We start from the raw sequence: 17296 nt of genomic DNA on the forward strand, positions 1-17296 counted from the left end.
ATTAGTAATCATTTTTGTATGTACTGAGGAGAATGATCAGCGATCGCTTCCTCTTTGACTTTATCTAATAAATTGATCTTGCTCCCGTTTAATACAATGGAGGTAAGATGTTTTAACAGATAGGTCTTCTTGACAATGATTGACCTATCTTTTTCTCCTGAAGGCGTGTGTCGCACCTTCAGGAGAAAAAGATATTTTTAGGGTTTGTTAACTACTTCTTGTGGCTTTGACAGAATAAATCGTTTGATTCCTTCTTTTATCTGTGAGCCACGGTTGTATCTAGTCTCAAAGGTATAACTTTTATTGCCATTAATGTATTCTTTGGTAGCCAACTTCAACAGTTCTATATTACCTTCGCTAGCATTAGACATATCGTTATCAATTCTTTCTTCAATTAAGTGATTTTTTTGTAATTTTTTATCATGTATTACAGGCATCTGAGCAATTCCTTGGAATTCTTTACAAAGCTCTTTGTCCGATAGAGCAATTTTTTGATCTTTTAATACTTCTTTATATATTTCATTATATAGTTTATCATCCTTCTCTAGCTTGTCTGGTGTATACATAGTTTGATTTAAGTCAAATTGAAGACGTAAATAACGTTCAGATTTTCGTCCTCCCATTAAGCTACGGCAGATTCTATCCTGAACTTCTCCTTGACCTGCCATAAATACATTAGTAATGCGAGTTGCCCACTGAACTAGTCCCCAACCTTGGATCTCTTTAAATTCATATGGTTCTGTATCTTTACCAGTTCCAATCGAAAGTAAGGATATATTTTCGAGTTTATAGAACCCATTTGACATCTAAGAAGGTGCTGCAAGCCTCTTAATCATTAGCCTGATGAAGCAGATATTGAGTTTGGCAGTGGCACTAACCAGGGTTCGTTCAAAGTTCTTAACCAGAATTTTACAGCGCTCCATCCAAGCATTGGAGCGTTCGATCACCCATCTAGCTATTGCCGGAACAAATCCAGATTTTCCTTGTGCCGCTTTCTCTTGTTTTGAGGGTTTCGTAGAAAGTTGAAACTGAATTTTGGTCATGATCTCTGGGTAAATTCGCTCTAACTCCTGAGTCAAATATTCTGGGTGATACCCATGATCTAGCAGGATAGTAATCTTGGGAATATCGATAGGTTTTGACTTGAAGTAGTCGATGTTGAGAGTAAACATCTCAATTAATCCGGCATCATCCGAGACATTGGCGCGAGTACAGAGCGTAAAAAAGGGAAACCCAAGGGTGTCAATAGCCAAATGCCTTTTAATACCGTTGGTGGCTTTGTAGAAGCAAAAACCTTTCGACTCCACACTGGCGTTGCAGGTATTTTTCACTGCTTGGGAGTCAATGATGATCAATGTCGTCCAGTGCGGTTTTTTTTTTACCTGTTCACGCACTTGTCCATGTAAGACACTCATCAGTTCCTCAAATACCCCGGCTGCTCGCCACTGTTTGTAGTGCCAATATACAGTGGAATAAGGGGGGAGGTCTTTAGGTAAGTCTTGCCAATTGCATCCATTTTTTAGTTGATAGAGAATTCCATTGAAGATATCTCGCTTTGGCCAGTTGGTCGGTCGAGTCTGCTTCTTAGTCGGTAATATCTCTTGCAATAAGGGTTCAAAAATTTCCCATTCTGCATCAGTGAGGTTGCTGGAATACGCCATTAGTATTGGATTTTAGATGCTGAGGAGTACCTTAATTCAAAACCTCACAAGATGTCAAATGGGTTCTATAGCCCCAGTCTAAAGCACGGGCGATCGCACATAGAGAAGGATTGTTAACAGTTACTCCACCATCAACATGAGGATAACTCCATCGTGCTTGTAGTTTTTGATTTTCTGTGCAGGTGATATTTGATGTTTCCCAATTTGATAATTCAAATCCAGGAAAGAAGGTAGGAGCGGATGCAGAACTAGCGCAAATCTTCCAAAGAGGTTTATTGGAGTACCAGGGAGTGTTGTTAGGATATTCTTCTATAGAATAGTAATTAGTAAAAAAAGTCGTATTTCTATATAAGGTATCGTAGGCAAGAATTAACAAAATTGGACTAGGTTTTTCTTGTCCTCGCTTTTTTCTATCTACTGGCTTTCTATCTACTGGCTTTCTACCTACGTTTTCTAAAATAATTTCTTTTCCATTTTCTGTAAAAAAGTCCTTTAAAACATTACATAAGCCAGTATTATCATACTTAGGTGCAAATAATCCATATTTCCCAATTAATTTTGCTCTTTCTACTAGATTTGAAAGACTCCAATTCCCATGAGAGGGAAATATTTCTTTTCCTCGTTTCTCATACATATTAATCAGCTTTTTTATTGGTTGCCCAGTAGCAATACCTGCTGCTAAAACAGAGCCAGTAGAAGTCCCTGCAATCATATCAAAATAAGTTAGTAAACTTTGTTCTTTACCTTCAACTTCTTGTATCTGTTTTTCTACTTCTTGAAGTATAAGCGCTGTTATTAAGCCCCGAATACCACCACCATCTAGACTGAGAATTCTAAATTTTTCGTCGTTTTTGCCGTTGTTATTTTCCATGATTATCTCCTAAAAACGAATTATTTTGAAAGATTAATGGTAAATATTTTTCATTCTAAAAACTTGCTTGATTGTGTCTAAATATAAGCCACAAGAACATAACCTTTTACTTTCACCATATGTTCAAATAGATGAACCTATCCCACTAATAAGGTTTGTGCTAAAAAGCTTAAGCTGATTGAGAAATAGAAACGAAAAATCAAGGTTTTCAAGCACATTTTAGGAAGAAAAGTAGGGATTTTCAGAATAGTGGGATAGGTTCATATAGCGATTTTCATTTGAATGAGGTACACGGTAGAGGCGCACAGCTGTGCTAACCTACGAATTGTCTGTACTCCATGCAATTGCAAACCGCTATAGTACACAAGTTTGTATCTCATTCAAATACATACCGCTATAGGTAAAAGCAAAGTTACTCGCAAAGCACGAAAATCACCAGGTAAAGGAGTAGTACGAATTCTAGACTGGAGAGCGGTTTTCAAGTCAGACTCTTAAATTATCCTTGAACGTTGGTTCTGTAACACTTATGTTGCATTTGGTCACTACCCTTCAGCTAAACAGTTTAAATGCGGCAACTTGTTTGCTGGCTCAGTATTTTTACTGAAAACAAGTAATTTTACATTAATTTTATAAGTGTACATTCACGCATTCGCGATCAGCCACACAGCATAAGTTCCAGTTGGGGGTAAATCTAGCGAGCGTATTATGGGGGGTTTTCGTAGTACAAAACCTCAGCTTACTGGACTAGACCGCATTCCGTATACAGACCAGGTTTCAGGAAGCAATATAGAAAATTTCCGTGTAATTCACCCTGATATTTAGAACTTTTGCGAATATCATTCACTAGCACTACTCGACTCTATCGATAGCTGTACAGACGCGCTCTTAACTCCTTGTTTACCTATGCTATACAAGCACCATCAACAAAAACTGTTGAGATGGGTTGCATTGTTCCTAGTTGGAACATTTCTGCAATTGTTGTTTTACATTCCGACACCAGTCTTATCCCAAAATTCCAATAACTGTAGCAATATTACAGTTCCTCTGACACCTGAAGAACAAACTTATGCTCGTGGTGCTTGGCAATATTTTGTGAAAAACTATCAGCCAGCAACGGGATTTACTAACTCTACTGGGGGTTATCCTTCCGGTACGCTCTGGGATATGGGTAATTATCTGATGGCGTTGAATGCTGCACGCTGGTTGAATCTCACTGACCAAGCAGACTTTGATGCACGTCTTAATAAGTTTTTGACGACTCTCAACAGCCTGAAGTTATTTGAGGATGCGTTACCTAATAAAGTCTATAACGCAGCCACGGGACAGATGGTTGATTATGGCAACAATCCCATTGAACGGGGTATTGGTTGGTCTGCTTTGGATGTCGGGCGGATACTGGCGGCGTTTGATGTCATCCGCAGCTGTCATCCTCAGTATAATGATTGGCTCAAGGGAATTGTAGCAAAGTGGCAGGTAGCGCGATCGCTCAAAGATGGACAACTGTTTGGCGCTACTGTTCTCCCTGACAACAAAACACTACTGGTGCAAGAAGGACGACTCGGCTACGAAGAATACGGCGCTAGAGGTTATCAACTTTGGGGCTTTTCTGCACCCAAAGCTATTGCTTTTGAGCCGTTTAAGTTAGTGGAAATTAATGGCGTGCAAATTCCCGTTGATACCCGTGACTTTCAAAGCACTAACGCTAATAATTACGTTGTCAGTGAGTCTTATATTCTTGATGGTATTGAATTTGGCTTGCAAGGTGAGTTAGCTGATTTTGCTGCTAGGGTCTTAGATGTGCAAAAACGGCGTTATGACACCACAGGCCAGTTGACTGCGGTTACAGAAGACAATATCGACCAAGCACCTTATTTTCTCTACAACACTGTTTACGCCAACGGTGCAAACTGGGCAACTATTACCGATGCTAACCAGCCTTATCCCCAGTTTCGCAGCATCAGCACCAAAGCTGCTTTTGGTTGGCGCTATCTTTTTCCCGATAATCCCTATGCCCAAAAAGTTTTTGATGCTGTTAAGGATCTCCGCAGTCCCGATGATAGTGGTTACTATGCTGGTATTTACGAAGAATCAAAGCAACCGAATAAAGCTTTGACAGGTAATACTAATGGGCTAATTTTGGAGATTTTATACTACAAAGCTAGGGGAAATCGCCCTTTAATTGCTTCTGGTTCTGTAAGTGTGTCTACTGGCAAGCCCAGTGAAAATGCAACACCCTCAAATCAATCGAATTCTACTGTTACAACTCCTAGCCCAACCCCTGCGGATACTTCTAAAATTACAGAAGTGGCTGTTGCACCGATTCCACCAGTGGGTAGTCTGCAACCATCATCTAATCTCAAACTAGAAAGACCACTGTCGGTAATTGAACGACGCTATGCAGAGGCGGCTTGGCGATACTTTCAAGCAAATTATCATTCCAAGAGTGGGCTGATTGACGATCGCAGTGATTTCAAAGGTGCAACTCTCTGGGGCTTAGGAGATTATCTCACAGCCCTCCATGCGGCGCGATCGCTCGATATCATTAACCCCAAAGAATTTGAAGGGCGCACCCGACATCTTTTAGCAGCCTTGACAAAATTACCTTTATTTGCTGGCGAATTACCGAGTCGGGGTTACGATACCAGAACGCTGCAATCAATAGATTATGGTGGAAATCCGATTCCAGAAGGAAATGGCTGGTCGGCTTTAGATTTGGGCAGGATGTTGGCAGCGCTTTACAACTTAAAAACCTGTCATCCAGAATACACATCTGCGGTAGATAAAATTGTGTTGGATTGGTCATACTTGCGTGTGGTGCGGGAGGGTATTCTTTCCAGTGCTACAGTTAGCAAAGAGGAAGATGGGCGATCGCTGATCCGTGTCAAACCTGAAACCCGCTTGGGTTATGAAGAATATGCCGCTCGTGCTTTTCAATTATGGGGGTTCAATGTTGACAATTCTGCTGTTGGCGGTGAATATCAAACTGCCTCAGTAGAGGGAGTGAAAGTACCAGTCCAACGCCATCGCACAGATACTAACTCCAAAGTTAACCAATACACAGTTAGCAATCCTTTCTTACTCTATGCTTTGGAATTCGGACTAGATCCACAAATGCGATCGCTCTTTGAGCCAATTTTCCAGGCGCAAGCCGAACGTTACCGTCGTACCAGCATCCTCACAGCCTCAGCTACCACCTTAATCGATCGCAAGCCTTACACTGTCCACAGTACAATTACTGGACAAGGCGATGCTTGGGTAGCTTTAGGAGATGACGGTCAACCTGTACCAAAGGGGCGATTGGTAAGTACAGCAGTAGCTTTTGCTTATCATGCTTTGCTTCCAGAAAACAAGTATAGTCAAGAATTACTGCAAGCAACGACTGATTTATATAATCCATCGGCTGGATTTTATGAAGGCTTCTATGAAACCACGGGTAAAACGGCGATAGGCTTCACTAGCAGCACCAACAGTATGATTTTGCAATCCTTGCTTTACAAACTGATGAATGGACAACCCCTAATTCGTCCGACTACCACCATGAACTCTCCTTGGTGGGTGGCAGTAACTAAGGGTGATTCTGGGCGAGGTTTACCCAACACCGCAATACAACGAACCAAGTTAATTTCTGATGGTTCTGGAAGTTACTGGGCTTCAACTAGCAAAAATACTCCACTAGTAACTGGCACAAAAACCACAGAATAAATAGAAATGCAACTAACTCAGGACTGATATTAAATCGGGTAGCATCGGAGTCATATGAGCGATCGCCTAGTTGTTTTTAGGCTTAAACATCACTTGTGCTGCGGATGTTTTCGGCAAATGATTTGACTATCAAAATATAAGGCAAGCTGTTACGCATTTAAGGGACTTCCAAACGATAAATTATCCCAAATTATTTTTACATTTTTCGGGTAGCACAGTTGTGCGCCCCTACGAACGCGAGTGCGTCCCGCAGGGATGGGATATTTTTTTAATTGGAAGTCCCTAAGTTGTATATTTACTCGTGTTCGCGTAGCGTCTCTGTCAGGAGAGGGTTGTCATTGGTCATTTGTCATTAGTCATTTGTTTCTCAAAAGACAGATAACCGATGACAAAGCGAAAAGTTTGAGCTAAGGCTTCCTTAGATCAAAACTTTTCAAGAGAGGACAGTCTTAACGCTTGCAATGTACAATTTAGACGCGCACCGGCTTATATACAAACCTCAGTAATCAATATATACATTTCTCAGCAAATATAAAGAGTATGCAAAGATTTTGCTGAAAAGATAGACATGTAAGTAAATATTCGGTATTTAGTTATTATCGGGTTATTTAGATGTTTACTGTTTTCTGGCTAGATATTCGGGGGTGATGCCTACGGCGGCAAGCTACGCCTACAACCAGTGCAGAAAGACTCCTTATTTCATACCGTGTCAAGTGTTCTCTATTTTCAAACTAGTAAGACTTATGCATTGACAAACCAACTCAATTTTGTACAGTGCTTAAGACTTACATAGTACTCAATACTCGGATCAGTAATCCTTGCAATCTGTACAACAGAGTGAATCTTGGGCAAAAGTTGATGACTCTCAAAGGCAAATCAAATCTGCCGAAAGCTTCAACTCTCGGCAAATTATTTGTGCCCTCAAACAGCACTAACTCGATTATTGACAACTGAAGTTACTCCAAAAATCGATTCAATCAGGAAAAAGTTATGGCAATTATCATTGGAACCAGCGGTAACGACACCCTACAGGGCGGTTTTGATTACTACGATTACAACGACACCTTAACTGGTGGCGGTGGCAACGATATAATATTTTTTGACGGCGGCTCAAACTACATTAATACGATCACCGATTTCGGTGGAGTAGGTAAAGGAACAAACCCCACAGCAGCAGTCATTGCCGAAGTGGATACCCTAAGTTTCCAGTTGTATAGTGCCTTTACTGCTCAAAATTTGCTCCTCACCCAGAATGGCACAAGTTTGTCAATCGGCTTTCAAGGGTTTGGTCAATACAAATTCATCCTGGAAAACTTTGCCCTGGAAAACCTGGATAACCTCACCAAATCCACTGGAGCCACTGTAGATTTGGGTAATATTCTGTTTTATGGGCAAACTACCATCACCGACAGCTTTGATGTCTTCAATGCTAACTCCACCCAAAGCACTGTCTTTAGAAAAAACACAGTTACCTTCCTAAACGACCTATCCAACAATGTTAGTGGATTTGACAATTCAAATGATGTCATCAATGGTCAAGGGGGTGATGACATTATTGAAGGCTTAAGTGGCAATGACATTTTGCGGGGTGGTGCCGGCAATAATACCCTCAACGGTGGAGTTGGTGACGATAGTTTGTATGCTGACTCCCCCTCAAGCAATAATGTGTTTAATGGTGGCGATGGCAATGATTTTCTCTCCATCTCTGGCGGAGACTACTACAACTCCTACGCACCAGGCTACGATGATCGCTCTTTAGGCAACAATACTCTCAACGGTGGTGCTGGTGATGATACCTTAAGTGCTAGCGGTTCATTAGGCGATAATCTCTTAGATGGGAGCGATGGCAATGATTCTCTCTCCATCTCTGGGAGTGTAACGGGTGAGCAGTACACAGCGTCTGACTCTGGCTCAGATGGCGATAACACCCTCAATGGTGGTGCTGGTGATGATACCTTGAGTGCTAGTGGTTCATCAGGCGATAACCTAATTTTTGGAGGCGATGGCAATGATTTTCTAGATATATCTGGCTTTGTTAACCAATATTATGACTCTTACTTCGACTCTCGCTCATCTGGCAATAACCTCCTCTCTGGGGGCGATGGCAATGATACTCTAACAGCCTCTGGTGCCACTGGTAATAATACCCTCAACGGTGGTAATGGCGATGATAGCCTTATAGGTGGTGGTGGTAAGGATAGCCTCACAGGCGGGGGTGGTAAAGATATATTTGTTTACAAAGGCTTAAGCAACTACACGATTAATACTGGCACTCACACAATCGCCGATTTCGGTGGAGTAGGTAAAGGAACAAACCCCACAGCAGCAGTCATTGCCGAAGTCGATACTCTGATATTCCAGGACGATAGTAACTTCACTGCCGACAATTTGCTTCTCACCCAAAATGGCACAAGTTTGGAAATCAGCTTTCAAGGGTATGGTGATACCAGATTCATCCTGGAAAACTTTGCCCTGGAAAACCTGGATAACCTCACCAAATCTACTGGAGCTACTGTAGATTTGGGTAATATTCTGTTTTATGGGCAAACTACCATCACCGATAGCTTTGATGTCTTCGATGCCAACTCCACCCGAAGCACTGTCTTTAGACGAAACACAGTCACCTTCCTCAACGACCTCGACAACAATGTTACCGGCTTTGACAATTCAAATGATGTCATCAATGGTCAAGGGGGTGATGACATTATTGAAGGCTTAAGTGGCAATGACATTTTGAGGGGTGGCGATGGCAATAATATTCTCAACGGTGGCGATGGCAATGATACTCTCGATGGTGGCACTGGCAATAACACCCTCAATGGAGGCAATGGCAATGATTTCTTAAATTTATACTCCCCATCTACCTTGGTGACTCAGACAGTAGATGGCTCAGCAGGTAACGATAGCTTGTCTGTCAGTTATAGCAGTGCTACCACGGGAATTACTTCGACTTTCGACGCCACTAATAACATCGGAGCAATTTCTACGACTCAGGGCACAACAGTACTTAGCTACAAAAATATCGAACAATTAAATATCATAGGTACAGACTACGATGATTATATTGTCGGAAGCAATGGTAATGATACCCTCACCTCAGGCAATGACAGCAATGACACAATAGATGGCGGCGCTGGTGAAGATTTCTTGGATATTAGCCGGTCAACAGGGGATAACCTCGTCAATGGAGGCGATGGCAATGATTATTTGCTAGGCTCTAGTAATTCCTATTACGACGAATCAGGAACATTTGTTAGTCGTTTGGTATCAGGCAATAACACCCTCAACGGTGGTGTTGGTAACGATATTCTGACACTTTTCTATTCGACAGGGAATAATCTACTAGATGGGGGCGATGGTGATGATTCTCTGACGGTCTCTTTGGCCTCTGGTGACAACACCCTCACAGGTGGCAATGGCGATGATAGCCTCACAGGTGGTAATGGCGATGATAGCCTCACAGGTGGCAGTGGCGATGATACTCTCACAGGTGGCAATGGCAACGATCGCCTCACAGGTGGCGGTGGTCAGGATAAATTTGTTTACGGCTACTACTACACGGATGATACTCCCACTCATACGATCGCCGATTTCGGTGGAGTAGGTAAAGGAACAAACCCCACAGCAGCAGTCATTGCCGAAGTCGATACCCTGATATTCCAGGACGATAGTCGTTTCACTGCCAAAAACTTGCTCCTCACCCAGAATGGCACAAGTTTGTCAATCAGCTTTCAAGGGTATGGTAATACCAGATTCATACTGGAAAACTTTGCCCTAGAAAACTTGAATAACCTGAGCAAATCCACTGGAGCCAGTGTAGACTTGGGCAATATTCTCTTTTATGGGCAAACCAGCACCACCGACAGCTTTGATGTCTTCGATGCCAACTCCACCCAAAGCACTGTCTTTAGAACAAACACAGTCACCTTCCTCAACGACCTCGACAACAATGTTACCGGCTTTGACAATTCAAATGATGTCATCAATGGTCAGGGAGGTGATGACATCATTGATGGCTTAAGTGGTAACGACTTGCTGCGGGGTGGTGCAGGCAATAACACCCTTAATGGTGGCGATGGCGATGATACTCTCGATGGTGGCACTGGCAATAACACCCTCAATGGAGGCAATGGCAATGATTCCTTAAATTTCTACTCTCTATCTACCTTGGTGACTCAAACAGTAGATGGCTCAGCAGGTAACGACACCTTGTTTGTCAGTTATAGGAATGCTACCACGGGAATTACTTCGACTTTCGATGCCACTAATAACATCGGAGCAATTTCTACGACTCAGGGCACAACAGTGCTTAGCTACAAAAATATCGAACAATTAAATATCATAGGTACAGACTACGATGATTATATTGTCGGAAGCAATGGTAATGATAGGCTCAACTCAGGCAATGGCGGCAATGACACAATAGATGGCGGCGTTGGTGAAGATTTCTTACATATTATCTCGTCAACAGGGGATAACCTCGTCAATGGAGGCGATGGCAATGATAATTTAGGGGCTTCTAGTAATTATTACTATTACAACGAATTAGGAGAACGTGTTGATGTTGTGGTATCAGGCAATAACACCCTCAACGGTGGTGTTGGTAACGATGCATTGTATATTAACTCTTCAACAGGCGATAATCTACTAGATGGGGGCGATGGTAATGATTTTCTGGATGCCTCTTTGGCCTCTGGTGACAACACCCTCAATGGTGGCAATGGCAATGATACCCTCGTAGATGGCAATGGCAATGATACCCTCTATGGAGGAGTTGGCAATGATACCTTCTATGGAGGAGTTGGTACTAATACCTTTGTTTTCAATAGTTTCAATGAAGGACTTGATACTATTGATTACTTCAACCCCACTAATGAATTAATTCAGGTATCGGCTACTGGCTTTGGTGGGGGATTATCAATAGGTGTACTTTCAACTAGTCAGTTTACAATCGGAACATCTGCAACCACTAGTACTGAGCGATTTATTTATAACTCCACTACAGGTGCATTGTTCTTTGACCAGGATGGCAGTGCAGGCGCATTTACTCAGGTACAGTTTGCACGATTATCTACTGGGTTGTCGTCATTAACCAACAACAATTTTGTAGTTGTTTAAGTGAGTTAGAGTTCCATCGCTTAGCAGCACAGGACAAGAATAAATTTTGAGAATGCGGGGTGTTGAAAATAGCACCTCGCATTTGATTGCTCAATACAGTCAACTTTTAACAAACCACGGCGATGTCTAGCGACAAGCCGCTGACGCTCCTTCTACGTCGCTACCGCTTCGCTAATGCGTCTACGCATTCTCAGTGTCCAACATGATAATCTCGATGCAAGTGAAATCAAATCCGGTAGCATCGGAGTGATACGATCGCAAGAAAGTAACAAAGAGTGCGTAGTCCAGGCGATCGCTATGCCTAAAATTTTGAAAATAGAGCAACATAACTGTCTAGAACATTTGGAAAAGCGCTGGAACCCGGCGCTCTGAACTTTTGCTAGAGAACACCCACAGAAGTCAAAAGCTCAGGAAGCCTTACGACTTTATCCAAAATTAAGAACTCGGTTTTCTTTATCCGGCAAAAACCCTGGCTTTTTTGTATAAGCCCTATAACTGTAATTATAGCAAGGGACTGGGGACTCTTTACTGGTGATATCATGTCCGCCTAATCACTTATTAAAATCCAAGAACCCCACCCCGCCAAAGCTACGCTTCGTCTCCCCTCCCGAAGAGCGGGGAGGGGTTGGGGGTGGGGTGCAATGACTGTGGGAATCATAACTAATTATGCGGACATGATATGACTGGGTGAAAAGTCTTTTTGTGTCTAGGTTTTATCATCTGTTAATGTCCTAACCACTTTGGCTGTTGCTATACAAAGCTATGTTTGTTAATAACCATCTGTATTTGGGAATACTTGTACATGAGTGAACGTAGTCGTATCATGTGCGCCTAATCACTTATCAACAAAAACTCTTGGCGTCTCCCGAAGTTCTGATCTAAGGAGGCCTTATCTGGTGACTTCTCTCCTGTATTCTCCGGGAAGCAAGCTAGCAAGAGCGTCTCCTAAAGGAGAGGTTTTAAGCTCAGGAAGCCTGAGCTTTTGACTTCTCTAGGACTTACGCAACAACTCTCTGAAACTCTTATTCCTCCGTGTCCTCTGCGTCCTCTGTGGTTTGATTTTCCGTTACCTGTGCGTAAGTCCTGTTCTCTTTGTGTCAGCCCTAATGATAAATCTTCAAGCCGACATGATACAGCGGATAGCAAGAGCAACAGACATCTCGATTCCCAATCCCTGGTTATTCCTTCAAATCTATTTTGAAAAATCATTGTGGCAGACGGAGTGCAAAAAGGACTACCATTAACTCTTTCTCTAGGAGACGCTACCCGAACACAATCCAAAATCCAAAATCCAAAATCTTACTAAGATGACTTCAGTTTCTATTCTTGATAATTCCGCGAACTTTTCCGGTAACAGTCGCTCGTTACTCAAAAAAAGAACGCTGTTATTTCGTTATTTGGCAGAAATCAATTTAATTTTTGGAATTTGGTATTTGCAATGGCGCATCACTCATTCTATTAATTTTGATGCACTTTGGATCTCTATTCCTTTGCTAATAGCAGAAATTTATAGCTATTTCGGTGGCGTGATGTTTGTGATTGGCTTGTGGCGGCCTTTAGTTAGACAAATTAAATCTCTTGACCAAATGACTCCACCGATACCCAGATCGGATTGGCCAACAGTGGATGTGTTTGTAACATGCTACAACGAGCCACCGGAAATTGTAGAAGAAACTGCTAAAGCTGCTCTAGCAATGGATTACCCGCCAACCAAGTTACGTATTTATGTGCTAGATGATGGTAACTCGGCTGATATGCGAACAATGACAGAAAGATTGTGTATTGAGGATTTGCAGTCACCACAACTACAGCAGGAAGCAGAACGAATTGATGCAGAACACTCTTGTTTGTTGGAACGCTTGAAGCAACTGGAAAATCTCACACCTAACACTCAAGCCGCTGAAGAATGGCTACAAACATCATCACAACCAGAGGCGTTTGCTAGCGAATTTGTGAAAAGTCTGCGACAGTTTATTCTTTGGTTACCTCCACAGCATCAAAGTATAAGCGATTCTCCTACGGAGACGCTACGCGAACGCCTCACTACCGAACGCAAAGCCTTAGAAGAAGCTATTCGTAAAAAAGAACTAGAACTAGTTGAACTGGCTCGTTTTCGCTACATTGCTCGTCCCAAACCAGCTGGTGTACCCCACCACGCTAAAGCGGGTAACCTCAATTACGCAATTTTTTCTGGGGAAACTTCAGGACAGTTTATTCTTACCCTAGATGCTGACCATATTCCCAAAGCACAATTTATTAAGAGAGTTCTACCTTATTTCTATAATTATAATATTTTCACAGGAAAATATGAGCAGAATCAAATTGCTTTTGTCCAGACCCGTCAGGATTTTTACAACATTCCTCCGGGCGATCCTTTTGGACATCGAGCTAATTTATTTTATGGACCACTCCAACAAGGTAAAGATGGCATGAATGCCGCTTTTTATACAGGCACAAATGCACTTTTGAGGCGGGAAGCACTGATTAGTGTAGGACTGCAATATTTTGCTGATGAATTTGCCAAAGACGAAAAACGTTTAAATGAATTTCAATTAATTGGTGGTGTATCCAGCAACAGTATTACAGAAGATATGAATACAGCAATGCGTCTACATGGCGCTGGATGGAAATCTATTTATCACAATGAATTGCTAGCAGAAGGTTTAGCACCAGATGACCTCAGTTCTACTCTTAAACAACGGCTACGCTGGGCACAAGGCACTATTCAAGTGCTACTGAGAGAAAATCCGTTAACAAAGCCAGGGCTAAGTTTTTGGCAGAGGTTGCATTATTTTAAAACGATGTACAGCTATTTTTCTGGTTTTGCAACTCTGGTTTTTATTGCTTGTCCAATTATCTATTTTTTTACGGACATTATTCCGGTTAAAACCTACGGACCTGACTTTGCCATACACTTTTTCCCAGCGTTTATTATCAATCGGCTGACTTTCCTTGCAGCCACATGGGGTATTCCAGCCAGAGAAGTTTGGCGTTCCGAACAATATGCGATCGCTTTATTTCCCTTATTAATCCAAGCTGTATGGAGTGTATTTACAGGACAAAAACTCAATTTCCAAGTAACACCTAAACAACGGCAATCCGGTATTTATCTCAGGCTAGTTTGGCCACAGGTTGTTGTTTTTATATTGACTATTTTGGGGATATTGTGGAGCCTTTATCGGTTCGCAATTGGTCATCTTAATTATCCTGAAGTTCACCTACTCAATAGTGCGTGGGCTATTTATAACTTGTTACTTTTGTCGGCTATCATCCGCGCATCTGTTTGGCAACCTCCGAAAGAGGCGTAAGGGAGATGAGGGAGCAGGGGGAGAATAACTTTTACTCTTAACTCCTCACTCCTAACTCCTCACTCCTAACTCCGATGCCCAATACCAAATGACAAACTCAAAAACAGCTATGAATAATCATTTAGACTATAACAACTTTGGTCAGCGAACTGTGTTGACAATTTATGCTCATGCTGATGATGAAGTTCTACCTGCTGCTGGTACTCTCAGTTTAATGTCTAAGGCAGGGTGGAATGTTCTTTGCTTAATTTTGACTGATGGTAGTCTTTCTAGTTCGTCTATTAAGGGTACACGTCATCAAGAAGCAGATGCAGCTGGTAAAATCATCGGTGCAAATTACGAATTTCACGCACTAGAAGAGTGCAATTTCTCAACACAAGCAGTGATTAAAGTTGCTGAAGAAGCTATTGGGCGTTGGCATCCGGATTTAATTATTACTCACGCACCACAACCTGAAAAATATGGACATAGAGATCATGAAGTGTGTGCCATCGCAGTTTCTAATGTTGCTACCCGCAAAAACATACCTTTGTGGTATTCAGCACCACCTGTTTTTTTGCGTGATTTTGAACCAAACTTTTTTGTGGATATAACCTCTGTAATTCAGGAAAAAGTCGCAGCTATTGGTTGTTATGAATCAGAAGCAAATAAAGCATTTATGCAACTTGATGCCATACTTATTTTATCTCGTTTTTGGGCACGTGAATTAGGTCATAAAGATGGCTATTTTGAAGCTTTTGAAATTTCTCGGCAATGGGTTGATGCTAGCTTCTTTACTGCCATAGCAAATAGTAATAAACAAGTAATCAAGCAAGACTGGTTAGGTATATAGCAATCTATTGAATTTGTTATAATTGTTTTTCCAATCCCAGACTTTTAAAGTAAGTGGGGATATATTTTTTAAATAAATGATTTTTAATTGCTAGATAACACAAAAATATTACTATAGCTATTGCGGTTTTTATTAGCTCAATGCCAAAATATAAAGATATAGTTATCAAACAAGCATTCGGAAAATACAGCCATGAGTTTAAGTGTAACAGTACTAGAATTGTCTGGAATTTTAGATGGCATTAGAGGTAATGAACTGCGTCGTGAAGTTAACGACATTTTAGCAAATGGAGCGGATATTTTATTGCTCGATCTCAAAGAAGTAAAGTTTATCGATAGCTCTGGTTTAGGCGCTTTAGTATCAGCAATGCAAATGGTACGAAAAGCCGATAGTAGACTTTTCGTCTGTTCTATCAACGATCAAGTCAGGATGTTATTTGAACTGACTAAAATGGATAGAATTTTTCAAACCTTTGCCGACCAAGAGGAATTCAATCGCCAAGTACTAGCAATACAAAATTGAAATATGCAAGTTTGAGTATACTAGCTAAAGTTAACTTTTACTAAAGATAAGTCATCATCAAGATTATCTTGAGCATTAAAGGTGAAAATATTTGCTAATAGTTGATTGAGGTTACAGGTATCTTTTTGGCTACATTTGGTTAATAAGTCAATGAAAGCATCAAGACCTAAAATATTACCATCTGGCTGATTAATTTCATAAGCACCATCGCTAAAAATATATAAACTGCTGTTTTCCTGGACTTCAAAAACAGCATCGTCAAATTCAACATCAGCTAAAAAGCCAATTGGTAAATCTAAAGAAGTTAGCTGTTGAACTTGGATATTTTTTGTAGAGCTACTAGATAAAAGTAAAGCAGGTGGATGTCCGGCGTTGGCATAAATGAGTTGACGTTTCAGGCGGTGATAAACACCATACCAAATTGTGAAGTATTTATCACCGTGCTTCCTCATTTGGAAGGCGTGATTGAGGGCTTTTAGGACTTGGCTGGGTTGACAAAAGTTTGTGTTTGGTAGAGATTGCGATCGCAAAACATTCAGCACCGATACAGATAAGAGTGCTGAACCTACTCCATGTCCTGATACATCTAACAAATAAATTGCCAAATGATCGTCATCGAGCCAATTATGGCCAAAGCAATCACCGCCTAGCTGTGCTGAAGGAATAAACAAATTTTCTGTAGTTACTGCTCCTACAAGGGGTGAAGGTAAAAGCGATCGCACGTAATCAGCGGCCTCAGCCAATTCTGCTTCTAAAATTTGCTTTTGGGTTCGTAAATCCTGATTGAGTGTTTCCAAAGCTTGCTTTTTACTTTGTAAATCCTGATTCAGCTGGTGTAACCTTAGTCCTGCTCTGACTCTTGCTTTCAATTCATTCATCTCTATTGGTTTAGAGATAAACTCGTCTGCTCCAGCGTCAAGTCCCCTAACTCTATCTTCTTCCTCTCCTCGAGCTGCTCCCCTAGCAGTCAATAGAATAAAAAACGTAGTCGCCAACTCTGGTTCTGCTCTAATTCGCCGACATACTTCTAGTCCATCTACCTGAGACATCATCCAATCACAGATAATTAGAGCAGGACGTACCAGTTCTGCTTGTGTAATTCCTTCTTCACCATTACTAGCTACAGTTACATCATAACCCTGCTTTTTAAGTGTGCTTTTCAGTACTGCTCGGACTGTAGGATCATCATCAATAACCAGAATTTTAAACATAAATTATGGTTTTACAATTAGAATAACAAATAAGTAGTTGTTCTATAGCGATTCTCATTTGAATAAGGTAC

10 protein-coding genes are annotated in these 17296 nt (G+C 41.4%); 6 read left to right on the forward strand and 4 right to left on the reverse strand.

Going from position 1 to position 17296, the window contains the following annotated elements; all coding sequences use genetic code 11:
• Positions 1-197 precede the first annotated feature (197 nt).
• Genes IQ276_RS33395 through IQ276_RS33405 form a run of 3 tightly spaced genes read right to left on the reverse strand, consistent with a single transcriptional unit; the run spans position 198 to position 2532 of the window.
• Entirely contained in the window at positions 198-806 is a 609-nt protein-coding gene (locus IQ276_RS33395) for a hypothetical protein (RefSeq protein ID WP_193922022.1), read from the reverse strand.
• Positions 807-1661, reverse strand: coding sequence for an IS5 family transposase (locus IQ276_RS33400; protein ID WP_235115308.1), 855 nt, complete (start codon positions 1659-1661; stop codon positions 807-809).
• Between the two features lie 31 nt (positions 1662-1692).
• A complete protein-coding gene (locus IQ276_RS33405) occupies positions 1693-2532 on the reverse strand; it encodes a patatin-like phospholipase family protein (RefSeq protein ID WP_193914491.1) in 840 nt (279 codons plus the stop codon).
• 903 nt (positions 2533-3435) lie between these two features.
• Between IQ276_RS33405 and IQ276_RS33410 the strand changes: the two genes are divergently transcribed.
• The 6 genes from IQ276_RS33410 (at position 3436) to IQ276_RS33435 (ending at position 16014) form a co-directional block, all read left to right on the forward strand.
• A complete protein-coding gene (locus tag IQ276_RS33410; protein WP_193914489.1) occupies positions 3436-6234 on the forward strand; it encodes a DUF3131 domain-containing protein in 2799 nt (932 codons plus the stop codon).
• Positions 6235-7224: 990 nt separating this feature from the next.
• On the forward strand, positions 7225-11352 hold the full coding sequence (locus IQ276_RS33415; protein ID WP_193914488.1) for a beta strand repeat-containing protein: 4128 nt from the start codon (positions 7225-7227) through the stop codon (positions 11350-11352).
• 174 nt (positions 11353-11526) lie between these two features.
• Positions 11527-11724, forward strand: coding sequence for a hypothetical protein (locus IQ276_RS33420; protein ID WP_193914486.1), 198 nt, complete (start codon positions 11527-11529; stop codon positions 11722-11724).
• 935 nt (positions 11725-12659) lie between these two features.
• On the forward strand, positions 12660-14660 hold the full coding sequence (locus IQ276_RS33425) for a glycosyltransferase (RefSeq protein WP_193914484.1): 2001 nt from the start codon (positions 12660-12662) through the stop codon (positions 14658-14660).
• A gap of 109 nt (positions 14661-14769) precedes the next feature.
• A complete protein-coding gene (locus tag IQ276_RS33430; protein WP_193914482.1) occupies positions 14770-15492 on the forward strand; it encodes a PIG-L deacetylase family protein in 723 nt (240 codons plus the stop codon).
• A 192-nt stretch (positions 15493-15684) separates the two neighbouring features.
• On the forward strand, positions 15685-16014 hold the full coding sequence (locus IQ276_RS33435; protein ID WP_190883643.1) for an STAS domain-containing protein: 330 nt from the start codon (positions 15685-15687) through the stop codon (positions 16012-16014).
• A gap of 20 nt (positions 16015-16034) precedes the next feature.
• Here IQ276_RS33435 and IQ276_RS33440 read toward each other — a convergent pair whose 3' ends face one another.
• Positions 16035-17225: a PP2C family protein-serine/threonine phosphatase gene (locus IQ276_RS33440; protein ID WP_193914480.1), complete on the reverse strand. Its 1191-nt coding sequence runs from the start codon at positions 17223-17225 to the stop codon at positions 16035-16037.
• Positions 17226-17296: the final 71 nt, after the last annotated feature.

The sequence above is a fragment of the Desmonostoc muscorum LEGE 12446 genome (genome assembly GCF_015207005.2).
In the GTDB taxonomy this organism is placed as follows: domain Bacteria; phylum Cyanobacteriota; class Cyanobacteriia; order Cyanobacteriales; family Nostocaceae; genus Nostoc; species Nostoc muscorum.